This is a genomic window from Pseudomonas sp. Q1 (genome assembly GCF_009935975.1).
GTDB classification, from domain to species: Bacteria; Pseudomonadota; Gammaproteobacteria; order Pseudomonadales; family Pseudomonadaceae; genus Aquipseudomonas; species Aquipseudomonas palleroniana.
Genome location: NZ_QODI01000009.1, coordinates 1 through 18,749, shown reverse-complemented (window position 1 = coordinate 18,749; position 18,749 = coordinate 1). Strand labels below are relative to the sequence as shown.

17 protein-coding genes are annotated in these 18,749 nt (G+C 63.6%); 4 read left to right on the top strand and 13 right to left on the bottom strand.

What is annotated here, in order from left to right; genetic code table 11:
• Positions 1–37: 37 nt before the first annotated feature.
• The 3 genes from DK870_RS15405 to gabT all read right to left on the bottom strand — a co-directional run bounded on the left by DK870_RS15405 (position 38) and on the right by gabT (position 2,605).
• Positions 38–526, bottom strand: coding sequence for an Lrp/AsnC family transcriptional regulator (locus DK870_RS15405; RefSeq protein ID WP_003230384.1), 489 nt, complete (start codon positions 524–526; stop codon positions 38–40).
• 45 nt (positions 527–571) lie between these two features.
• Positions 572–1,219 carry a 2-haloalkanoic acid dehalogenase gene (locus DK870_RS15400; RefSeq protein ID WP_161549060.1) on the bottom strand — a complete coding sequence of 216 codons (648 nt, stop codon included), beginning with the start codon at positions 1,217–1,219 and terminating at the stop codon, positions 572–574.
• Between the two features lie 93 nt (positions 1,220–1,312).
• Positions 1,313–2,605 carry a 4-aminobutyrate--2-oxoglutarate transaminase gene (gabT, locus tag DK870_RS15395; protein ID WP_161549059.1) on the bottom strand — a complete coding sequence of 431 codons (1,293 nt, stop codon included), beginning with the start codon at positions 2,603–2,605 and terminating at the stop codon, positions 1,313–1,315.
• A gap of 192 nt (positions 2,606–2,797) precedes the next feature.
• On the opposite strand from gabT, the gene DK870_RS15390 reads away from it, so the two are divergent.
• The gene (locus DK870_RS15390) at positions 2,798–3,724 is read left to right on the top strand and encodes a glyoxylate/hydroxypyruvate reductase A (protein ID WP_161549058.1); all 927 of its coding nucleotides are present in this window, start codon (positions 2,798–2,800) and stop codon (positions 3,722–3,724) included.
• A gap of 49 nt (positions 3,725–3,773) precedes the next feature.
• Here DK870_RS15390 and DK870_RS15385 read toward each other — a convergent pair whose 3' ends face one another.
• From DK870_RS15385 to DK870_RS29695, 10 genes are all read right to left on the bottom strand, one after another.
• The gene (locus tag DK870_RS15385) at positions 3,774–4,859 is read right to left on the bottom strand and encodes a tartrate dehydrogenase (RefSeq protein WP_161549057.1); all 1,086 of its coding nucleotides are present in this window, start codon (positions 4,857–4,859) and stop codon (positions 3,774–3,776) included.
• A gap of 10 nt (positions 4,860–4,869) precedes the next feature.
• Positions 4,870–6,333 carry an NAD-dependent succinate-semialdehyde dehydrogenase gene (locus DK870_RS15380; protein ID WP_161549056.1) on the bottom strand — a complete coding sequence of 488 codons (1,464 nt, stop codon included), beginning with the start codon at positions 6,331–6,333 and terminating at the stop codon, positions 4,870–4,872.
• Positions 6,334–6,450: 117 nt separating this feature from the next.
• Positions 6,451–7,608, bottom strand: coding sequence for an acetylornithine deacetylase (gene argE, locus DK870_RS15375; protein ID WP_161549055.1), 1,158 nt, complete (start codon positions 7,606–7,608; stop codon positions 6,451–6,453).
• A gap of 43 nt (positions 7,609–7,651) precedes the next feature.
• Entirely contained in the window at positions 7,652–9,493 is a 1,842-nt protein-coding gene (locus tag DK870_RS15370) for an ABC transporter ATP-binding protein (protein ID WP_104994503.1), read from the bottom strand.
• A gap of 1 nt (position 9,494) precedes the next feature.
• Positions 9,495–10,370, bottom strand: coding sequence for an ABC transporter permease (locus DK870_RS15365; protein ID WP_161549054.1), 876 nt, complete (start codon positions 10,368–10,370; stop codon positions 9,495–9,497).
• Complete coding sequence (locus tag DK870_RS15360; protein ID WP_060756191.1) at positions 10,367–11,323, bottom strand: ABC transporter permease; 957 nt, start codon at positions 11,321–11,323, stop codon at positions 10,367–10,369. Before DK870_RS15360 ends, DK870_RS15365 begins: the two co-directional genes overlap by 4 nt.
• 19 nt (positions 11,324–11,342) lie before the next feature.
• Complete coding sequence (locus DK870_RS15355; protein ID WP_161549053.1) at positions 11,343–12,980, bottom strand: ABC transporter substrate-binding protein; 1,638 nt, start codon at positions 12,978–12,980, stop codon at positions 11,343–11,345.
• A gap of 95 nt (positions 12,981–13,075) precedes the next feature.
• A complete protein-coding gene (locus tag DK870_RS15350; protein WP_090369318.1) occupies positions 13,076–14,350 on the bottom strand; it encodes an FAD-binding oxidoreductase in 1,275 nt (424 codons plus the stop codon).
• 31 nt (positions 14,351–14,381) lie between these two features.
• The gene (locus tag DK870_RS15345; protein WP_060756194.1) at positions 14,382–15,050 is read right to left on the bottom strand and encodes a haloacid dehalogenase type II; all 669 of its coding nucleotides are present in this window, start codon (positions 15,048–15,050) and stop codon (positions 14,382–14,384) included.
• An 83-nt stretch (positions 15,051–15,133) separates the two neighbouring features.
• Entirely contained in the window at positions 15,134–15,259 is a 126-nt protein-coding gene (locus DK870_RS29695) for a hypothetical protein (protein ID WP_256679866.1), read from the bottom strand.
• A 294-nt stretch (positions 15,260–15,553) separates the two neighbouring features.
• On the opposite strand from DK870_RS29695, the gene DK870_RS15340 reads away from it, so the two are divergent.
• Genes DK870_RS15340 through DK870_RS15330 form a run of 3 tightly spaced genes read left to right on the top strand, consistent with a single transcriptional unit; the run spans position 15,554 to position 18,643 of the window.
• The gene (locus DK870_RS15340; RefSeq protein WP_090369316.1) at positions 15,554–16,405 is read left to right on the top strand and encodes a GNAT family N-acetyltransferase; all 852 of its coding nucleotides are present in this window, start codon (positions 15,554–15,556) and stop codon (positions 16,403–16,405) included.
• 20 nt (positions 16,406–16,425) lie between these two features.
• Positions 16,426–17,139: a cupin domain-containing protein gene (locus DK870_RS15335; protein ID WP_161549052.1), complete on the top strand. Its 714-nt coding sequence runs from the start codon at positions 16,426–16,428 to the stop codon at positions 17,137–17,139.
• Between the two features lie 40 nt (positions 17,140–17,179).
• Positions 17,180–18,643, top strand: a complete 1,464-nt coding sequence (locus tag DK870_RS15330) for an aldehyde dehydrogenase family protein (RefSeq protein WP_161549051.1) — start codon at positions 17,180–17,182, stop codon at positions 18,641–18,643.
• The last annotated feature ends 106 nt before the right edge of the window (positions 18,644–18,749 follow it).

Here is an 18,749-nt window from a genome sequence, read left to right as displayed (position 1 = left end):
CTTCAAGCACGCCGGCCATGTCTTGCGCGGGACGGTGTCAGTGGCGCAGAAGCTTGCGCAACGGCACACCGTCCTTCAACACCGGTGACTTGATCACGATGTAGCTGAAGTACTTGGAGATGCCGATGTTCTTGTCCAGCAAGCCCTCCACCACTTCCTGATAGTGCTGGATGCTGCGGGTCATGAAGCGCACCAGGTAGTCGTAGCCGCCACTGATCAAGTGGCATTCGAGCACTTCGTCCACCAGGCGGATGTTGGATTCGAACTTGGCGAAATCTTCACGCTTGTGGTCGCTGAGGGTGATTTCGGTGAATACCGTGACCGAATCCGTGATCTTGGCCAGGTTCAAATGCGCCTTGTAGCTGGAGATATACCCGGCTGACTCCAACCGCTTGACCCTCTGCAGGCACGGGCTTGCAGACAACCCAACGGCATCGGCCAGGCTGACGTTGGTCATCCGGCCGTCTTTTTGCAATTCCACCAGAATACTGATGTCGATCCGGTCCAGCTTGACGAGCCCTTCCATTGCGTACCTCTTGACTGCCGTTTGTAAGACAATCTTCTAGCAAGATCAGCGCCGTAACGACAACTGATGCTGAGCCACCAAGTCAGCCATGCTGTTGATGCAATAGTCGGCCGCGCACGGCACGGGCTGTCGAGCCCGCTGACGGCCGATCAGGCAGCGATCCAGCGCCAGGTCGGCGCCCACTGAAGGGCGGGTCACATGCAATACAGGCTGGACCTGCGGGCCTTGCTGGTCAAGCCATTGCTGGGCATCGACCAACGAGATGAAATCGTCGGTTTCTATACCCAGGCGCTCGCACAACAGCCCACGGTCTTCGAAATTGCGGTCGCCACGCACCAGCAGGCGATAGAACTTGCGCAAGTACAGCATTGCCCCGGGCGCATCTTCGAACAGCGACCAGTTGCCTGCCGAACGAGCAAAGCTCATCCCCTCCTCCCAATTGGCCGCCAGCCCCCAGCGCTCAGCCAGTTGCCGATGGGCGAAACACAACATGCCGCTGACGCCAAGCTCGGCAAAACGTGGGTACAGGCCCGTGATCACCGTGTGGAACTCGGCCAGTACCTCTTCCCGAGGCGGCGGCTTGCCACCTCGGCTGTCGAGCAGCGGCTGCAACGCCGCCAGCACGCCCGAGTCGCGATCCACCAGCACACCATCACAATCGATCAGCAACGCGCGGTAATCGGTCAGTCCCATGCGGTTCAAGCCTCCAATGATGCAGTGTGGTCGTCCGTGCGCCATAACGGTTCACGGACGGTGCCGCCATCAGGTCCCGAGGCGGGCCCTGGCTCAGTTCAAGACCCGTGCCAAGGCCGCATCGAGAATCTGCACGGCCTCGTCGACATGTGCCTCGGTCGCCACCAGCGGCGCGAGGAAGCGCAGCACGTTGCGGTGCACGCCGCATTTGATCACCAACAAACCACCGGCGCGGGCTTCATCGATCACCCGTTGATTCAGCTCGGCATCCGGGGTGCGCGCCGAATCATCTTTGATCAGCTCGATCGCCAGCATGAAACCGGTGCCGCGCACATCACCAATCCGCGGGTAGCGCGCCTGCAAGCCCAGCAGGCCCTGGCGCAGGCGCTCGCCCAGCACTTGGCTGCGCGCCAGTAATTGCTCCTGTTCGAACGCCGTGATCACCGCCAGCGCCGCCGCGCACGCCAAGGCGTTGCCACCATAGGTGCCGCCCAGGCCACCGGGCAGCGGTGCATCCATGATGTGGGCCTTGCCCACCACGCCGGACAACGGCAAACCGCCGGCCAGGCTCTTGGCCACGGTCACCAGGTCAGGCTGGATCCCGGCGTGCTGGAAACCAAACCAGGTGCCGGTGCGGCCGAAACCGGTCTGGATCTCATCCAGGATCAGCACAATGCCGTGCTTGTCGGCCAACGCACGCAACGCCTGGAGAAACTCGGCCGGCGCCGAGAGGAAGCCGCCATCGCCCTGCACCGGTTCGATGATGATCGCCGCCACGCGCTCCGGGGCAACCTGGGTGGCCAGCAACTCATCCAGCGCCTGGAGCGCCAGCGCGCTGGTCACGCCGCGATAAGCATTGGGATAAGGGGTATGGAAAACCTCCGGCGCAAATGGCCCGAAGTTCTGTTTGTACGGCTGGCTCATGCCGGTGAGCGTGGTCCCCAGCAACGTACGGCCATGGAAACCGCCGCGAAAGGCGATGACCGCCGAACGATTGGTATGGGCGCGAGCGATCTTCACCGCATTCTCCACCGCCTCGGCGCCGGAGGTGAAAAACGCCGCCTTGTAATCATCCTCCCCACCGACCAGTTCACACAGGCGCTGGGCCAGGTCGAGATAAGGCTGGTACGCCACCACCTGGAAGCAGGCGTGGGAGACTTTCTGCAACTGGGCATGCACAGCCGCCACCACTTGCGGATGGTTATGGCCGATGTTCAACACGCCGATACCGCCGACGAAGTCCAGATAGCGCTTGCCTTCCACGTCCCACAACTCGGCGCCCTGGGCGCGATCGATCACCAGCGGGTGCGCGGTGATCAGGCCGCGAGGTATGAATTGATCGCGCTGGCGGAGCAAATGTGGGGTTTCGTCGACTCTGCTGTTCATGGCATTTCCCATTGTGAGACCGGCAACCTGAGACGGTTGCGATGCCACTCAGAGTACGACCTGCCGGAAACGAACTGCACCGAACTTGCCCCGTGAGAAATTCGGATCAACTGTTTTGCCCCTGTGTTTCAACAGATCCTGCGCCGCGCCTGGAGGATGATGAGGGCTACTTTCAACCCTGCGGAGATGCCCATGGCTCTGCTTTACAAATCCGACCCGGTACGCGGCGAGCGCTGGCAGGCACTGTTTGCCGAGCATGCACCGGACATCGAATGGCGCGCCTGGCCCGACATCGGCGATCCCGCCGAGATCGACTACCTGGCCGCCTGGCTGGCACCCGACGATCTCGAGCAACTGCTGCCCAATCTGAAAGTGCTGTTTGCGGTATCGGCCGGGGTGGATCAACTCGACCTCGCGCGTTTGCCGGCGCAGCTGCCCGTGGTGCGCTTGCTCGACCCCGGCATCACCCGCGGCATGTGCGAATACGCGAGTTGGGCCGTGCTCAGCCTGCACCGCGACATGCTGCGCTACCGCCAGCAACAGCTGGCGCGCTGCTGGCAGGCGCACCTGTTGCAACCGGCGGCGAACCGCCGCGTCGGTGTGATGGGCCTGGGCGCCCAGGCCCAGCAGATCCTCGCGACGCTGGCGCCGTTGGGGTTTGCCTTGTCGGGCTGGGCACGCAGCCCTCATCAGTTGCCGGGTGTGGACTGTTTTGCCGGTGAAGCGCAATTGCCGGCGTTCCTCAACCAGTGCGATATCCTGCTGTGCGTGCTGCCGCTGACCGAGCAGACCCAAGGCATTCTCAATCGGCGCCTGTTCGCCCAACTGCCCAAGGGCGCAGCGCTGATCAACATGGGGCGTGGCGGGCACCTGGTGGAAGAGGATTTGCTGCAAGCCCTGGCCAGCGGGCAACTCAGCGGCGCAGTACTGGATGTAGTGCAAGAGGAACCGGCGCCGGCGGACCATCCGTTCTGGGGCCACCCACAGATCCTGCTCACGCCCCATATTGCCGCGATGACCCAACCGGACAGCGCGTTTGCGGTGTTATTGGAGAATATTCGGCGGCATCAGCGTGGCGAGCCGATGCTGGGTGAGGTGGATCGCAGCAAAGGTTATTGATTGCCCCCCTATCCGTTACCACGGCAACGGATAGGGGCCCCGGGCGTCGTCAGCGCACCAGCCTCTGGGTAATCGCCGCGCCCACTTCCTGGGTCGACGCCTTGCCGCCCAGGTCTGGCGTGATCAACCCCTCGGCAATCACCGCTTCGATCGCCTGCAGGATGGCGTCATGGGCCGCCCGATAGCGCGCATCACCATTGCCGAGGAAATCCAGCATCAGTGCCCCCGACCAGATCATCGCAATCGGGTTGGCAATATTCTGCCCGTAGATGTCCGGCGCCGAGCCGTGCACCGGTTCGAACAGCGAAGGAAAGCGGCGCTCGGGATCGAGGTTGGCCGACGGCGCAATGCCGATGGTGCCCGCACACGCCGGCCCCAGGTCCGACAAAATGTCGCCAAACAGGTTGGACGCCACGACCACGTCGAAGCGATCCGGCTGCAGCACGAAGCGTGCGCACAGGATGTCGATGTGCTGTTTGTCCCACGTCACCTCTGGGTAGTCAGCCGCCATCAGCGCGGTACGTTCATCCCAGTAAGGCATGCTGATGGAGATGCCATTGGACTTGGTCGCCGCCGTGAGCTTCTTGCGCGGCCGGCTCTGGGCCAGATCGAAAGCGAACTTGAGGATGCGATCGACGCCGCGCCGGGTGAATACCGACTCCTGCAACACGAACTCATGTTCGGTGCCTTCGAACATCTTGCCACCCACCGATGAGTATTCACCCTCGGTGTTTTCACGAATGACCACGAAATCGATATCACCCGGCTCGCGCCCGGCCAGTGGGCATGGCACGCCAGGAAACAGCCGGACCGGGCGGATATTCACGTACTGGTCGAAGTCGCGGCGGAACTTGAGCAGCGAGCCCCACAGCGAAATGTGATCCGCGACCTTGGCCGGCCAGCCCACGGCGCCGAAGTAAATGGCGTCGAAGTCCTTGAGCTGCTCGAACCAGTCGTCGGGCATCATCTGCCCGTGTTGCAGGTAGTAATCACAGTGGGCCCAATCGAACACTTCGATGCTCAGGTTCAGGTCCCAAACCCTGGCGGCCTGCTCCACTACCCGCAGCCCTTCGGGCAACACTTCCTTGCCGATGCCGTCGCCGGCAATGGCGGCGATTCTGAATGCCTTGCTCATGGATCCTGCCTCACTCGTTCAACCCGCCAATGTGAAAAGCTTTGACTTCAAGGTACTCGTCCAGCCCGTACTTGCTGCCTTCGCGCCCCAGCCCCGATTGCTTGATGCCGCCGAACGGCGCGACTTCCATCGAGATAATCCCGGTATTGAGGCCCACCATGCCGAACTCGAGGGCCTCCCCAAAGCGCCACGAGCGCGCCAGGTTCTGGGTGAAATAGTAGGCGCCCAGGCCGTACGGAGTGGCGTTGGCCAGGGCCAGTGCCTGTGCCTCGTGGGTAAAGCGCATCAGCGGCGCCACCGGGCCGAACGTTTCTTCGTTGGCCAGCAGCATTCCGGCGTGAGCGTCGCCCAGCACCGTGGGCTGCACGAAGGGGCTATCGTCAGTCGGGATTGCGCCGCACAACAACGTCGCGCCCTGGCTCAACGCATCCTCGATATGCCGCGTCACTTTGGTGACCGCCGCCGGGTTGATCAACGGGCCAATGCTCACGCCCTCCTCCAGGCCGTGGCCGACCTTGAGTTTGTTCACCTCTTGCACCAGGCGCGCGGCGAAGCGCTCGTAAATACCGTCCTGCACCAGGATGCGATTGGCGCACACACAGGTTTGCCCGGCATTACGAAACTTGCTGAGCATGACCCCCGCGACCGCCTGCTCGAGGTCGGCATCGTCGAACACCACAAACGGCGCATTGCCGCCCAGTTCCAGGCTCAACCGCTTGATGTGCTCGGCGCTTTGGCGCATCAGCAGGCGGCCGACGGCGGTGGAACCCGTGAAGGAAATCTTGCGCACGCTCGGGTTGCCGGTCAGTTCCGTGCCAATACCGGCAGGCAGCCCGGTGATCACGTTGAACACGCCGGCCGGGATGCCGACGCGCTCGGCCAGTACCGCCAGGGCCAGGGCCGACAACGGGGTGAGGTCCGATGGCTTGACGATGATCGGGCAGCCGGCGGCCAAGGCCGGCGCGCACTTACGGGTGATCATCGCATTGGGGAAATTCCACGGCGTGATAGCGGCACACACGCCCACCGGCTGCTTGAGCGTCAGCAAACGCCGGTCGCCGCTGGGTGCCGGCATGGTTTCGCCATAGATCCTGCGCGCCTCTTCGGCGAACCACTTGACGAAGCCTGCGCCGTAGCGGATCTCGCCCTTGGCTTCATTGAGCGGCTTGCCCTGCTCGCGAGTCATGATCAGCGCCAGGTCATCGAGGTTATCGAGCATGGCCTGGTACCAGCGCTCCAGCAGCGCGGCGCGTTCGGCGGCCGGGCGTGCACGCCAGGCGGGCCAGGCACGCTCGGCGGCTTCGATGGCGCGGCGGGTGTCGACCGCGTCCATGGCCGGTACCCTGGCGAGCACCTGGCCGGTGGCAGGGTCGAGGACGTCCAGAGTGGCGCCGCTGTCGGCGGCGATCCATTGGCCATCGACATAGGCGAGTTCAGTAAGGAGGCTGGGGTCTTGCAGGCGAGTAGTGAGCATGGTCGGGTCCTGGTTCGAGACACGCTCCAGTCTAGGGAGGTGCCACGAACAAGGATGCCGAAAGCGTCGCGTGGGCAGCGTGGCCTGCTGAAATTGCGCCCAGGACGGCAGGCTCTGCTAGGCCTTCAATGAACCGAGCAGGCCGTGCAGGAACACCTCTCCAGCCTCCATCTGGCTGATCTCGATAAACTCATCGGGCTTGTGCGCCTGTTCGATCGAGCCCGGCCCGCACACCACCACCGGAACATCCAGGCGCTGCTTGAACAGGCCGCCTTCGGTGCCGAAAGACACCTTGGCAGCGCCCGTGTCCGGCGCGGCAAACTGCTTGAGAAAGCGCACCGCTTCGACGCTGGGATGGGTCTCCAGGCCCGGGTAGACGTTGAGGGTCTCGATCTCGATAGCCGCGACGCTCGACAGTTTCTTCGCCTCCTGCACGATCACTTCGGCCCGCTCGCGCAGTTGCTCCAGGAACTGCTCGAGGTCGTCGGCCGGCAAGTTGCGCACCTCGAAATCCAGGGTGCACAGGTTCGGCACGATATTCAGCGCCTTGCCCCCGACAATCTGCCCGACATGCACGGTGCTGTAGGGCACGTCGTAATCGGTGTCCTGGGCGCCATGGTGCTGCAACTGCTGCTGGCTCTCACGCAGCGCGGCGATAAAGTCGCAAGCCACATGGATGGCGTTCACCGAACGCGGCGCCAGCGACGAGTGCGCCTCCAGGCCACGGCAATAGGTGCGGTAGGAACCCTTGCCCTTGTGGCCCAGCACAAATTGCATGTTGGTCGGCTCGCCCACCACGCACAGAAACGGCCGTACCGGCGCCAGATGCAGCACATCCAGCAAACGTCGCACGCCGACGCAGCCAATCTCTTCATCATGGGACAGGGCCAGTTGCAACGGGCGACTCAACGGGTGATCGGCCGCCTCGAGCATCGCGTCAATGGCCAGGGCGATAAAGCCCTTCATGTCGCAACTGCCACGCCCATAGATCCGCCCGTCCTGGACGGTGGCGGCGAACGCCGGAAAGGTCCAGGCCTGCCCTGCCGCCGGTACCACGTCGGTGTGCCCGGAGAGCAACACGCCAGGCTGGCCCTCGGGGCCGGTGCTGGCGAACAGATTGGCCTTGCGCCCGCTGGGGTCCTTGACGATCAGCGACTCGATGCCGCGAGTCAGCAGCAGGTCGCGCACATACTCGATCAAAGCCATGTTCGACTCCGATGAAACGGTGTCGAACGCCAGCAGTTTTTTCAGGATATCCAGTACGCGAGGTTTCATCAGACCTGGCTCCGTTGCTGGGCAAAAAGGGCAAGGTGCCGACTCATGCGCAGGCTCCCGAGGTTTCAATCACCCGGCCTTGCTGGGTCTTGAGCAACTGGGCAGCGTCATGGTGGCAGAGAATTTCACTGCCATTGTCCAAGACGCGCCGGCTGGGCGGCACGCTATTGCACAGGCCGTCGACGCGCATCGGGCAGCGATTGAGGAAGCTGCACAGTTGCAGCCCGCCGGCGTTTGCACCCACCGGCGGCAACGTGCCGCTGGTCGCGCCGCACGTTTCCAGCCAGCCCTGGCGCAATTCCGGCACCGAGTGAATCAACAGGTCGGTGTAGGGATGGAACGGTGGCTCGGCAAACGTCTGGCGGCTGCCGGCCTGGACCTTCCGGCCGCTGTACATCACCACAATGTCATCGCACAGCGCGCGCACGGTGGAGATGTCGTGGCTGATAAACAGGTAGGACACACCCAGTTCCTGGCGCAGATCGCGCAACAGTTCCAGGATCGCCGCCCCCACCACGGTATCCAGGGCCGAGGTGACTTCATCGCACAGGATCAGGTCCGGCTCGGCGGCCAGCGCCCGGGCCAGGTTGACCCGCTGCTTCTGCCCACCGGACAACTCGCTGGGGCGCCGGCCGGCCAAGGTGCGTGGCAGGCGCACCAGGTCAAGCAATTGCTCGGTGCGCTCGCGCAACGCCTTGCCCTTGAGGCCGAAGTACATTTTCAGCGGCCGGCCGATGATGGCGTCCACGCTGTGCATCGGGTTGAGCGCGGTGTCGGCGTTCTGGAACACCATCTGGATGCGTCGGAACTGTTCCGGCGTGCGCTCGGAAAGGCAGCCTCCGAGCGGCTGGCCGTCGAACGTGAGGCCACCCAGGGCGGGCGGCAACAACCCCGCGACCACCCGCGCCAGGGTCGACTTACCCGAGCCGGATTCGCCGATCACACCGATCGCCTGGCCCCTGCGCACGGTGAGGTCGATGCCTTCGAGCACACGGATCAGCGGCAGGCCCTGCGCATTTTTGTTGCCGTAGCCGGCCGTCAGGCCGCTGATGGTCAGCAGTGGCGTGTCTTCGGCGATGCCGGACGGCGGACGGATCGTCGCGTCCGGCTGCGCGGCCGCCAGCAGGCTGCGCGTGTAGTCATGCGCCGGGGCTTCGAGCAGCGGCGCGGTGGCGCTCTGTTCGAGAATCTGGCCATTGTTGAGCACCACGATACGGTCAGCCATTTGCGCCACGACCGCCAGGTCATGGGACACATACACCGCCGTCGCGCCGCGTTCGCGCACCACGCGCTTGAACGCCCGCAGCACGTCGATCTGCGTGGTCACATCCAGCGCCGTGGTCGGCTCGTCGAGCACCACCAGCAAGGGGTCGCTGATCAGCGCCATCGCCGCCATCACCCGTTGCAACTGCCCGCCGGAGACCTGGTGCGGGTAGCGTTGGCCGATGCGCTCCGGGTTGGGCAAGGCCAGGTCACGGAACAGACCGATCGCCTTGGCCTCCAACTCGACACGGCTACCCAGCCCGTGGATCAGGGCGCCTTCTACCACCTGGTCGATGAGCTTTTTCGCCGGGTTGAACGCGGCGGCCGCACTCTGCGCGATATACGACACGCGGTTGCCGCGCAGCTTCTGCAACTGGCTTTCGCTCGCGGCCAGCATGTCGTGCTCGCCGACACGCACCACCCCGCCGGACAACCGGCACCCACGTCGCGCGTAGCCGAGCAGCGACAGGGCAATGGTGGTCTTGCCGGAGCCGGACTCGCCGATCAACGCCAGCACCTGGCCCTGCTCCAGCGAGAAGCTCACGCCTTTGACGATTTCCACTTCGCCGTGCTCGCCACAGGCGACGACACGCAAGTCTTCGACACGAATCAATTCCGTCATTTCAATGGCCTCCCGCACGTCGACTGCGTCGGGAAGACAGATAGTCGATCAACAGATTCACGCCGATGGTCAAGGTGCCAATGGCCAGCGCCGGGATGACGATAGCCAACGCACCCTGGCTGAGGCCGCCGATGTTTTCGCGCACCAGCGAGCCGAGGTCGGCGTCCGGTGGCTGCACGCCAAGGCCCAGGAAGCTCATGCCGGCAAGCAATAGCACGATGTAGCCGAAACGCAGCCCCAGGTCGGTCAATACCGGGTTGAGCATGTTCGGCAGAATCTCCCGGCACGCCACATACAGCCGGCCTTCGCCGCGGGTACGCGCAACCTGCACGTATTCCAGGGTCTCGATGTTCACCGCCATGCTGCGCGCCACGCGGAACGAGCCGGGGATGTAACTGATCACCGCCGTGCAGATCAGCAGCGTCACCGACGAGCCGAATGCCGAGACCATGATCAGTGCGAACATTTTGCTCGGGATGGAAATGAAGGCATCCATGATGCGGCTGAGGATTTCGTCCAGCCACTTGGGCGACACCACCGACACCAGCGCACACAAGGTGCCCAGGGTACTGGCCAGCACCGCCGCTACCAGCGCCAGGCCGACGGTGAAGCGGGCGCCGACCATCACGCGGCTGAGCATGTCGCGGCCCAGGTAGTCGGTGCCGAACGGATGGGCCAGGCTGAAGCCGTCGAAGACGTTATCAGACACCACTTCACCCACCGGGTGCGGCGCCAGCCAGGGGCCGACCAGCGCCAGCAGTAACCAGGCCAGGCACACCACGCCACCCACCAGCCCCAGCCAGGACGGGCCGCTGGACGCTTTGGCCAACGCCAGGGCCGAGGACGCAGGCTTGCCTTTCGCAATGAGCATATTCATTGGTTTCTCAGCCTCGGATTGGACAGGATGGCGCACAGGTCGGCGATCAACACCAGGCCCAGATAGGCCGCGCAGAACAGCATGCTGCACGCCTGCACCAACGCCATGTCGCGGTTGGTCACGGCATCGACCATCAAGCTGGCGATGCCGGGATAGTTGAAGATGGTTTCCACGATCACCACGCCGCCCAGCAGATACGAGAGGCTCAGGGCGATGGCATTGGCAATCGGGCCGATCGCATTGGGCAGCGCATGGCGCAGCACAATGCGAATCGGGCCGACGCCTTTGAGACGCGCCATTTCCACATAAGGGCTGTCGAGCTGGTCGATGACTGCCGCGCGGGTCATGCGCGCCATTTGCGCGACGATCACGCAGCACAGCGTCATCACCGGCAAGGCATAGGTGCGCATGAACTGCCAGGGGGAGCTGATATCACTCGCATAAGACAGCGACGACAGCCACCCCAGGTTCACCGCAAAAATCAGCACCGCCAGGGTCGCCACCAGAAACTCCGGCACCGCGACCATGGCCAGGGTGATAAAGCTCAGGATGTTGTCGATGCGCCCGCCCCGCGCCATGGCCGAACCGATACCCAGCACCATGGCCACCGGCACCGACACCAAAGCCGTGGCACCCGCCAGCATCAGGGTGTTGGGCGCCCGGCCGCCCATCAGTTCGCTGACGGGCATGGCGCTGGAGGTCGACATGCCCAGGTCACCGCTGAGCAGGCTCATCAACCAGTGCAGGTAGCGCAGCACACCGGGCTGGTCGAGCCCCAGCTTCAGGCGCAGTGCCGCCACCTGTTCCGGGGTGGCGAACTGGCCCAGGGATTGTTGCGCCGCATCCCCCGGCAGTACCGCCGTGATCGCGAACACGACCATGGACACGATCAACAACGTCACGGCCCCGGCGCCGATGCGCCGCCCGATCAACCACAGTGTAGTGCTATTCATCGTCCTGCCCTCGCGGTGCTTAAGCGTCCAGCCAGACTTGCTCGGCAAACATGTAGCCCATGAAACCACCGAGCGGATTGGCCACGTAGCCCTTCACACGCTTGTCCACGCCATCGATGTTGCTGATGAACACGGGCACCCCGATACCGCAATGGTCGTGCACCAGTGCCTGCATGTCGTGGTACATCTGGGTGCGCTTGGTGTCATCGGTTTCGGCACGGGCCAGCAACAGCAACTGGTCGAACTGATCGTTCTGCCAGCCCGACTCGTTCCAGGGCGCCTTGGACTGGAAGAACTGCGAGAACATCACGTCGGCGTTCGGCCGTGGGTTGATGTTGCCGAAACTCAACGGGTGCTTCATCCAGTGGTTGGACCAGTAGCCATCGGTGGGCAGGCGGTTGACGTCAAGCTTGAGCCCGGCCTGTTTGGCCGATTGTTGCAACAGCACGGCGATGTCCACCGAACCGGTCGCGGCCGGCGAAGCGACCAGCGGCATGGTGATGCTCTCCATGCCGGCTTTCTTGAGCAGGAACTTGGCCTTTTCCGGGTCGTATACGGTTTGCGGCAGGTCGCTGTTGTAGTAGCGCGCGCCCGGCGAAATCGGGTGGTCGTTGCCGACAACCGCATAGCCGCGGAACACGGCGGACTTGACCTGTTCGCGGTCCAGCAGCAGCTTCATGGCCTGGGTGAATTCCGGGCTTTTGCCGGGCATCTGGTCCTGACGGATGATCAAGTCGGTGTAGTTGCCCGACGGCGCATCGACGACCCGGTGCTTGGGGCTGGCGCTGATGCGCGTGGTCGAACGCGGGTTGACTTCGTTGATCATGTGCACGTCACCCGACAGCAGCGCGTTGATCCGCGATGGCTCATCGGCGATGGCAATGAACTCGATCTCATCGAGGTAAGGCAGGCCCGGCTTCCAGTAGTTCTTGTTACGCACGGCAATCGAACGCACACCGGGCTTGAATTCGCCGACGGTGAACGGCCCGGTGCCGATGCCTTTGTTGAAATCGGTGGTGCCCTCCGGAACGATCAAGAGGTGCGACACCGCGAGGATCGACGGCAGCTCGGCGTTGGGCGCGCTGAGGCGGATCTGCACTTCATTCGGCCCACTGGCCTTGATCTCGGTGAACTGCTCCACCAGCGCCATGACTTTGGAACCCGTCAACGGGTCCTTATGCCGGCTCAGGGAGAACACCACGTCGGCGGCAGTCAGTGGCTTGCCGTTGTGAAAGGTCACGTCCTTGCGCAGCGTGATGGTCCACAGCGTGGCGTCGACATTGTCGATGCGTTCGGCCAGCTCCAGGTGCGGGGTCATGTGGCTATCGAAGCGCGTCAGGCCGTTGTAGAACATGTATTGGCGCGCGTAGTCGGTAGACAGCGCGCCCTTGGCCGGGTCGAGGGTGTCGGCGGTAGACGTGGACATACCGGCCACGCGGATCTTGCCGCCCGGCTTGCCCTTGCCTTCGGCCGGTGCTTCATCGGCCCACAATTTGCCGGCCGTACCGAACAAGCTGCCCGCACCGGCCGCCGCTACACCGGCGAGGCCGAGCATTAGCAAGGCATTGCGCCGCGACATGCCGCGATTGAGGCTTTCGAATACCCGCAGGCTCTCTTCACCGGAGATGAGCGAGGGCGTGGTCTTGTTGTCTGTCATGGCAAGGCTACCTGTCGAAAATTAAAAGGTTCGAGTGCTCACGGTTATCCGGAGCGTTCTGGAAACACACACGACGGTGAGGCAACAGCGGCAACTCAATGTAAGTAGTCCTGAAAGCGGTAATAGGCGCCCACGAACGGCAGGAACCAGGGTTTGCCGAAATGCCCGGGGATCGCCGGCCACTCGAGTTCACGCCACGGGTTCGCCGCAGCATTGCCGGCCATCACCTCGGCCATCACCTGGCCCATGTGCACCGACATCTGCACCCCATGGCCGCTGTAACCCATGGAATGAAACACGCCGCCATGTTGCCCGGCACGTGGCAGGCGGTCGGAGGTCATGTCCACCAGGCCGCCCCAGCAGTAATCGATCTTCACCTGCGCCAACTGCGGAAACATGTTCAGCATCGCGGCCTGCAGTACCTTGCCGCTCTTGGCATCCGACACGCTGTTGGACATCGCAAAGCGTGCACGCCCGCCGAACAGCAGACGGTTATCCGGGGTCAGGCGAAAGTAATTGCCGATCATGCGGCTGGTCACATAGGCGCGGTGCTGCGGCAATAGCTGATCGATGAGCGCCTGGGGCAACACTTCGGTAACGATGACAAAACTGCCCACCGGTACGATGCGTCGGCGATACCAGCCAAGCCCACCGTGCTGGCAGGCACCGCTGGCCAGCAACACTTGACCGGCGTGCAGCGAGCCGCGCGCGGTGTTGACTTGATAACCACCGGCCTGCGCTTTCCAGTCATTGACCAGCGTGTGCTCATGGATCATCGCGCCGCGTCGCGCCGCCGCCTCGGCCAGGCCCACACCAAAACGCCCGATGTGCATTTGCACGCCATTGCGTTGCAGCAAGCCGCCGTGAAACTGCGCCGAATGGACTTCGGCTCGGGTCTGGCCGGCGTCGAGCAACTCGACATCAGCGTCGACTTCACGGCGGATCAACTCGCAGGTGCGCGCCAACCCTTCGTAATGCAGGGGCTTGGCCGCCAGCTTGAGCTTGCCGTTACGCACCATGTCGCAGGCGATCTGCTCCTGGTCCACCAACGACACCACGGTCTGCACTGCGCTTTCATAAGCCTGGTAATAGTCCCGCGCCTTGGCGGCTCCGAGGCTGGCATGCAGCCCGGCATAATCCTGGGCCACCCCGGTATTGCATTGCCCACCGTTGCGCCCCGAGGCTTCGCCGACCACCCGCCCGGCATCCAGCACCACCACACTGGCGCCGCGCATGGCCAACGCCCTGGCCGCCGACAGGCCGGTAAACCCGCCACCGACCACCGCCACGTCGACCTGCCTGGGCAGGTCACCCAACTGCGCGCCGGTGAAGGCGGGTGCGGTGTCGAGCCAATAGGATTCACTGCCCATGTTTAACCTCGTACGCCGATGACGTTGGTGTTTACAGACCGACCAGGCCCGGCAAGCCACCGATATCGGTGATCTGCTGGTAGCCATAGGCGGCATTGCCTGCGGCTTCATGTCCGCGGGCAACAAACGCCTTGTGCTTGATCTTCATGTCGTGGGCCGACATCAGGTCGTAACGGAAGCTGGACGACACATGCAAGATGTCTTCCGGCCCGCAGCCGAGGTTGTCGAACATGAATTCGAACGCTTGCAAGCGTGGCTTGTAGGCTTGGGCCTGCTGGGCGGTGTACACCTTGTGAAACGGCGCACCGAGCTTTTCGACGTTGGACATGATCTGACTGTCCATGGCGTTGGAGAGAATCACCAGGGGAATCTTGTCGGCGATCTTCGACAGGCCGGCCGGCACGTCCGCATGGGGACCCCAGGTCGGCACGGCGTCGTAATACAGCTGACCTTCTTCACGATAGTCGATGCCCCAGCGCTTGCAGGTACGTGCCAGGGCGGTCTTGAGAATTTCGTCGTACGGCCGCCAGTCGCCCATCACCTGATCCAGGCGGTAGGCGGCAAAATCCTTGACGAACTGATCCATCTGCTCAGGCGCGATGCGGTCCGCGAACAGCTCGCGGGTCAGCGGGCCCATCTGGAAGTTGGTCAGCGTACCGTAGCAGTCAAACGTAATGAATTTGGGACGAAGAAAGCTCATGGGGGTGCGGTCCTGGAGTCAGTGGAAGGTGGCAAGCATTCGCGGCTCTGACGGCGCGTCGGCCTCGTTGCAGCACAGCTTCATTACACCACTGTGAAATCAGCAGATGGCGTCAAAAAAGCGCCCGCCTCAATACAAAGCACCGTTTTTGCCGCCAGCGCCAGCAGAGTTTGCGGCGCGCTCCAGGCTTGGGCGAAGCCCGTATTCATGCGCTTTAATGGGCCTTTTTGGGCACGAAGGCTCAAGGCTGGGGGCGATCAGCGGCAGAATGTGTGGTGGACAACCTTTCTATAAAGAAGCGCTGCGTGCACAGCGCTGAACAGGTCCATCAGCCGTGAGGCATTTGCTGCTGAGCACCCCCTCCGATTTGGTAGTAACTATGGTGGCGTTACCCTCCCGCACGGCAAATCTACCGAATGCTGCGCACCCTCTTGCCAGCCCGCAAAGCAGGTGGGATACAGGCGTTTCAACGACCCTCAACCCGTGCTCAACGGAGGCCCGCCATGGCTGCCCTGCCACACCCTGATTACCTCTATCGCTCAATGACGGTCGCCGACCTCCCAGCCGCCCATGACCTGTCGGTGCAACTCAAATGGCCACACCGCCTGGAAGATTGGGCGATGCTGCAACGGGTCAGCGATGGTTTTGTGGTACTCGACGGTGAGCGCCTGATCGGCTCGGCGTTCGCCTGCCCCCAGGGTGATTACACAACGATCGGCCTGGTGATCGTCAGCGACGACTATCAGGGCAAGGGCATCGGCCGACGCTTGATGGAAATGGCCCTGAAGGCCTGCCGAACCAGCACGCCACTGCTCAACGCGACCCTGGCCGGTGCACCGCTTTATGCCAGCCAGGGGTTTGTCGAATTTGGCTATGTGCAGCAGCATCAAGGTCAGGTGCAGGTTCCCGAACTGACCGCTCTGGCCGCAGGCGAAACCTGCCGCACGCTGAATGCCGATGATCATGCCGCCCTGATCGACCTGGCCAGCGCCGGTAGCGGCCTGGACCGCCGCGAGATCCTGCGCGACCTGCAAGTGGAGCACGCGGTAGGCATCGAACGCGACGGCCAGTTGCGCGCGATTGCACTGCTGTACCCCTTTGGTCGCGGGCGCTGCATCGGCCCGGTAGTGGCCGAGACGCTCGAGCAGGCCAAGCACCTGATCGGCACGCTGCTGGCCGAGGTACCGGACGCCTTTGTGCGCATCGATATCCCGGCCGAATGCGGCCTCAACGACTGGCTCGAGCAGGCCGGTTTGAAGTGCGTCGACAAGGTTGCACGCATGGCCAAGGGTGAACCGCCCAAAGCCCGCGCAGGCATACATGCATTTGCCCTGATCACCCAAGCCGTCGGCTGATTTCTCCTGGAGTATTGCCCATGTTTCCCCCCCGTATCCTCATGCTCGCTCGCGCTGACGGCAGCCCTGTCGACACGCCCTTGCGCAACGCGGCCCTGAGCACGCTCGACCCCTTCGGCAACACCCGCCGGCTGGCCTGGCTGAGCGACGACGGCGTGTCTGCCGGCCTGGTCGCGTTCAGCGGCGAAGCGGTGATCGAAGACTTCCCCCACAGCGAAACGCTGGTGGTTCACGCAGGCTCAGTCCTGCTGCACAGCGCCGAGCAGACCTTGGAACTGGGCGTCGGCGACAGCGCGGTCATCGGCCGTGGCACCCGCCTCACCCTGCAGGCGACTCCAGGCACCTGCTGGGCCTTCTGCGCCGTGGACCTCGCCGACGCCCCGCTGCGCCCCGGCCTGACCTGGCTCGACCCGCGTGCCCAGCTCAACCCGTCAGCCGCACCCGACGCACACATCCTGATCGGCCCTGCGCCGCAATGCCGCGCCAACAACCTGTTCGACGACGCCAGCACCGAACTGCGCGTCGGCATCTGGGACTCGACGCCCTATGCCCGCCACGGCCGCCCGCACAAGCTGCACGAATTGATGTACCTGATCGAAGGCAACATGACGCTTCAGGACGCTGAGGGTGTCGATCTGACGGTCAACACCGGAGACACCGTGTTCGTCGCCAAAGGCGCGCCCTGTGCCTGGCGCGGCTCGGTGTATGTGCGCAAGGTTTACGCGGTGAAATAAGTTCGCAACGCCCGTTATCGCTCCAGGGAGCCCGTTGAACATGACTACACACTCTTCGAACCACCCCAGCGTCGATGCCCACGTATTGGCCAGGTTCTACATCAATGGCCAGTGGGTTTCGCCGGCTGTTCCGGCCAGCCTCGGGGTGATCAACCCGGCCACCGAACAGGAGGTGGCGCAGGTGGCGCGTGGCACCGCCGAAGATGTCGATCGCGCCGTTGCAGCGGCGCGTGAGGCGTTTCCCGGTTGGGCGGCTTGCGCCCCTGCGGAGCGCGCCCGCGTACTGGGCAAGATCCATACGCTGATCCTGGAACGCAAGGAAGAGCTGGCCCAGGCACTGTGCCTGGAGATGGGCGCGGCGATAGGTTTCGCACGGGCCATGCAGGTGCCACTGGCGGCCGAACACGTGCGCGTCGCACGTGATCTTTTGGCCGACTATCGCTTCCAGACGCTGGAAGGCAGCACCGCGATCGAGCGCGAACCCATCGGCGTATGCGGGCTCATCACCCCGTGGAACTGGCCGCTGTACCAGATCACCGCCAAGGTTGCCCCGGCGATTGCCGCCGGCTGCACCGTGGTGCTCAAACCCAGCGAACTGTCGCCGCTGAGCGCGTTGCTGTTCGCCCAGTTGGTGCACGATGCCGGCCTGCCGCCCGGGGTGTTCAACCTGGTCAATGGCAGTGGCCACGAGGTAGGTGCTGCCATGGCGGCGCACGCTGACATCGATATGATTTCCATCACCGGCTCCAACCGCGCCGGCGCGCTGGTGGCGCAAGCGGCCGCGCCGACGGTGAAACGCGTGACCCAGGAGCTGGGCGGCAAATCGCCGAATGTGCTGCTGCCCGATGCAGACTTTGCCAAGGCCGTGCCGCTGGGCGTGATGTCGGCATTTCGCAACGTGGGGCAATCCTGCAGCGCACCGACGCGGATGATCGTGCCCCGGAGCAGGCTGGCGGAAGTCGAAGCGCTGGCAGCGGCCACCGCCAATGACATCGTCGTCGGTGACCCGCAATCGGAGGACACCGTACTCGGCCCGATTGCCAACCAGGCACAGTTCGAGCGTGTCCAGAGCATGATCGAAGCCGGCATCGCCGAAGGCGCGAAACGGGTCTGCGGTGGCCCCGGGCGCGTGCCGGGCTTTGACAAAGGCTTCTATGCCCGCCCGACCGTGTTTTCCGACGTCGCGAGCAGCATGCGCATCGCCCAGGAAGAAATTTTCGGCCCGGTACTCTGCATCATTGCGTATGACAGCCTCGATGAAGCTGTCGCCATCGCCAATGACACGGTGTACGGGCTGGGCGCGCATGTGCAGGGGCAGGACATCCAGCTTGCGCGTGCCGTGGCGTCGCGCATTCGCGCCGGGCAGGTGCACCTGAACCATCCCGCCTGGGACCCGATGGCGCCCTTTGGTGGTTATAAGCGTTCGGGCAATGGCCGCGAGTATGGCGTGCAGGGTTTTGAAGAGTACCTGGAGACCAAGGCCATTGTCGGATTCGGTGCCTGAGGCAGCGTTTTCCGGCACTGCCTAACAACGGTAAACAAGAGGGGGCTTGCTCCCGATGACAGAGGGTCACTTGACCCTCTGTCATCGGGAGCAAGCCCCCCTTTTC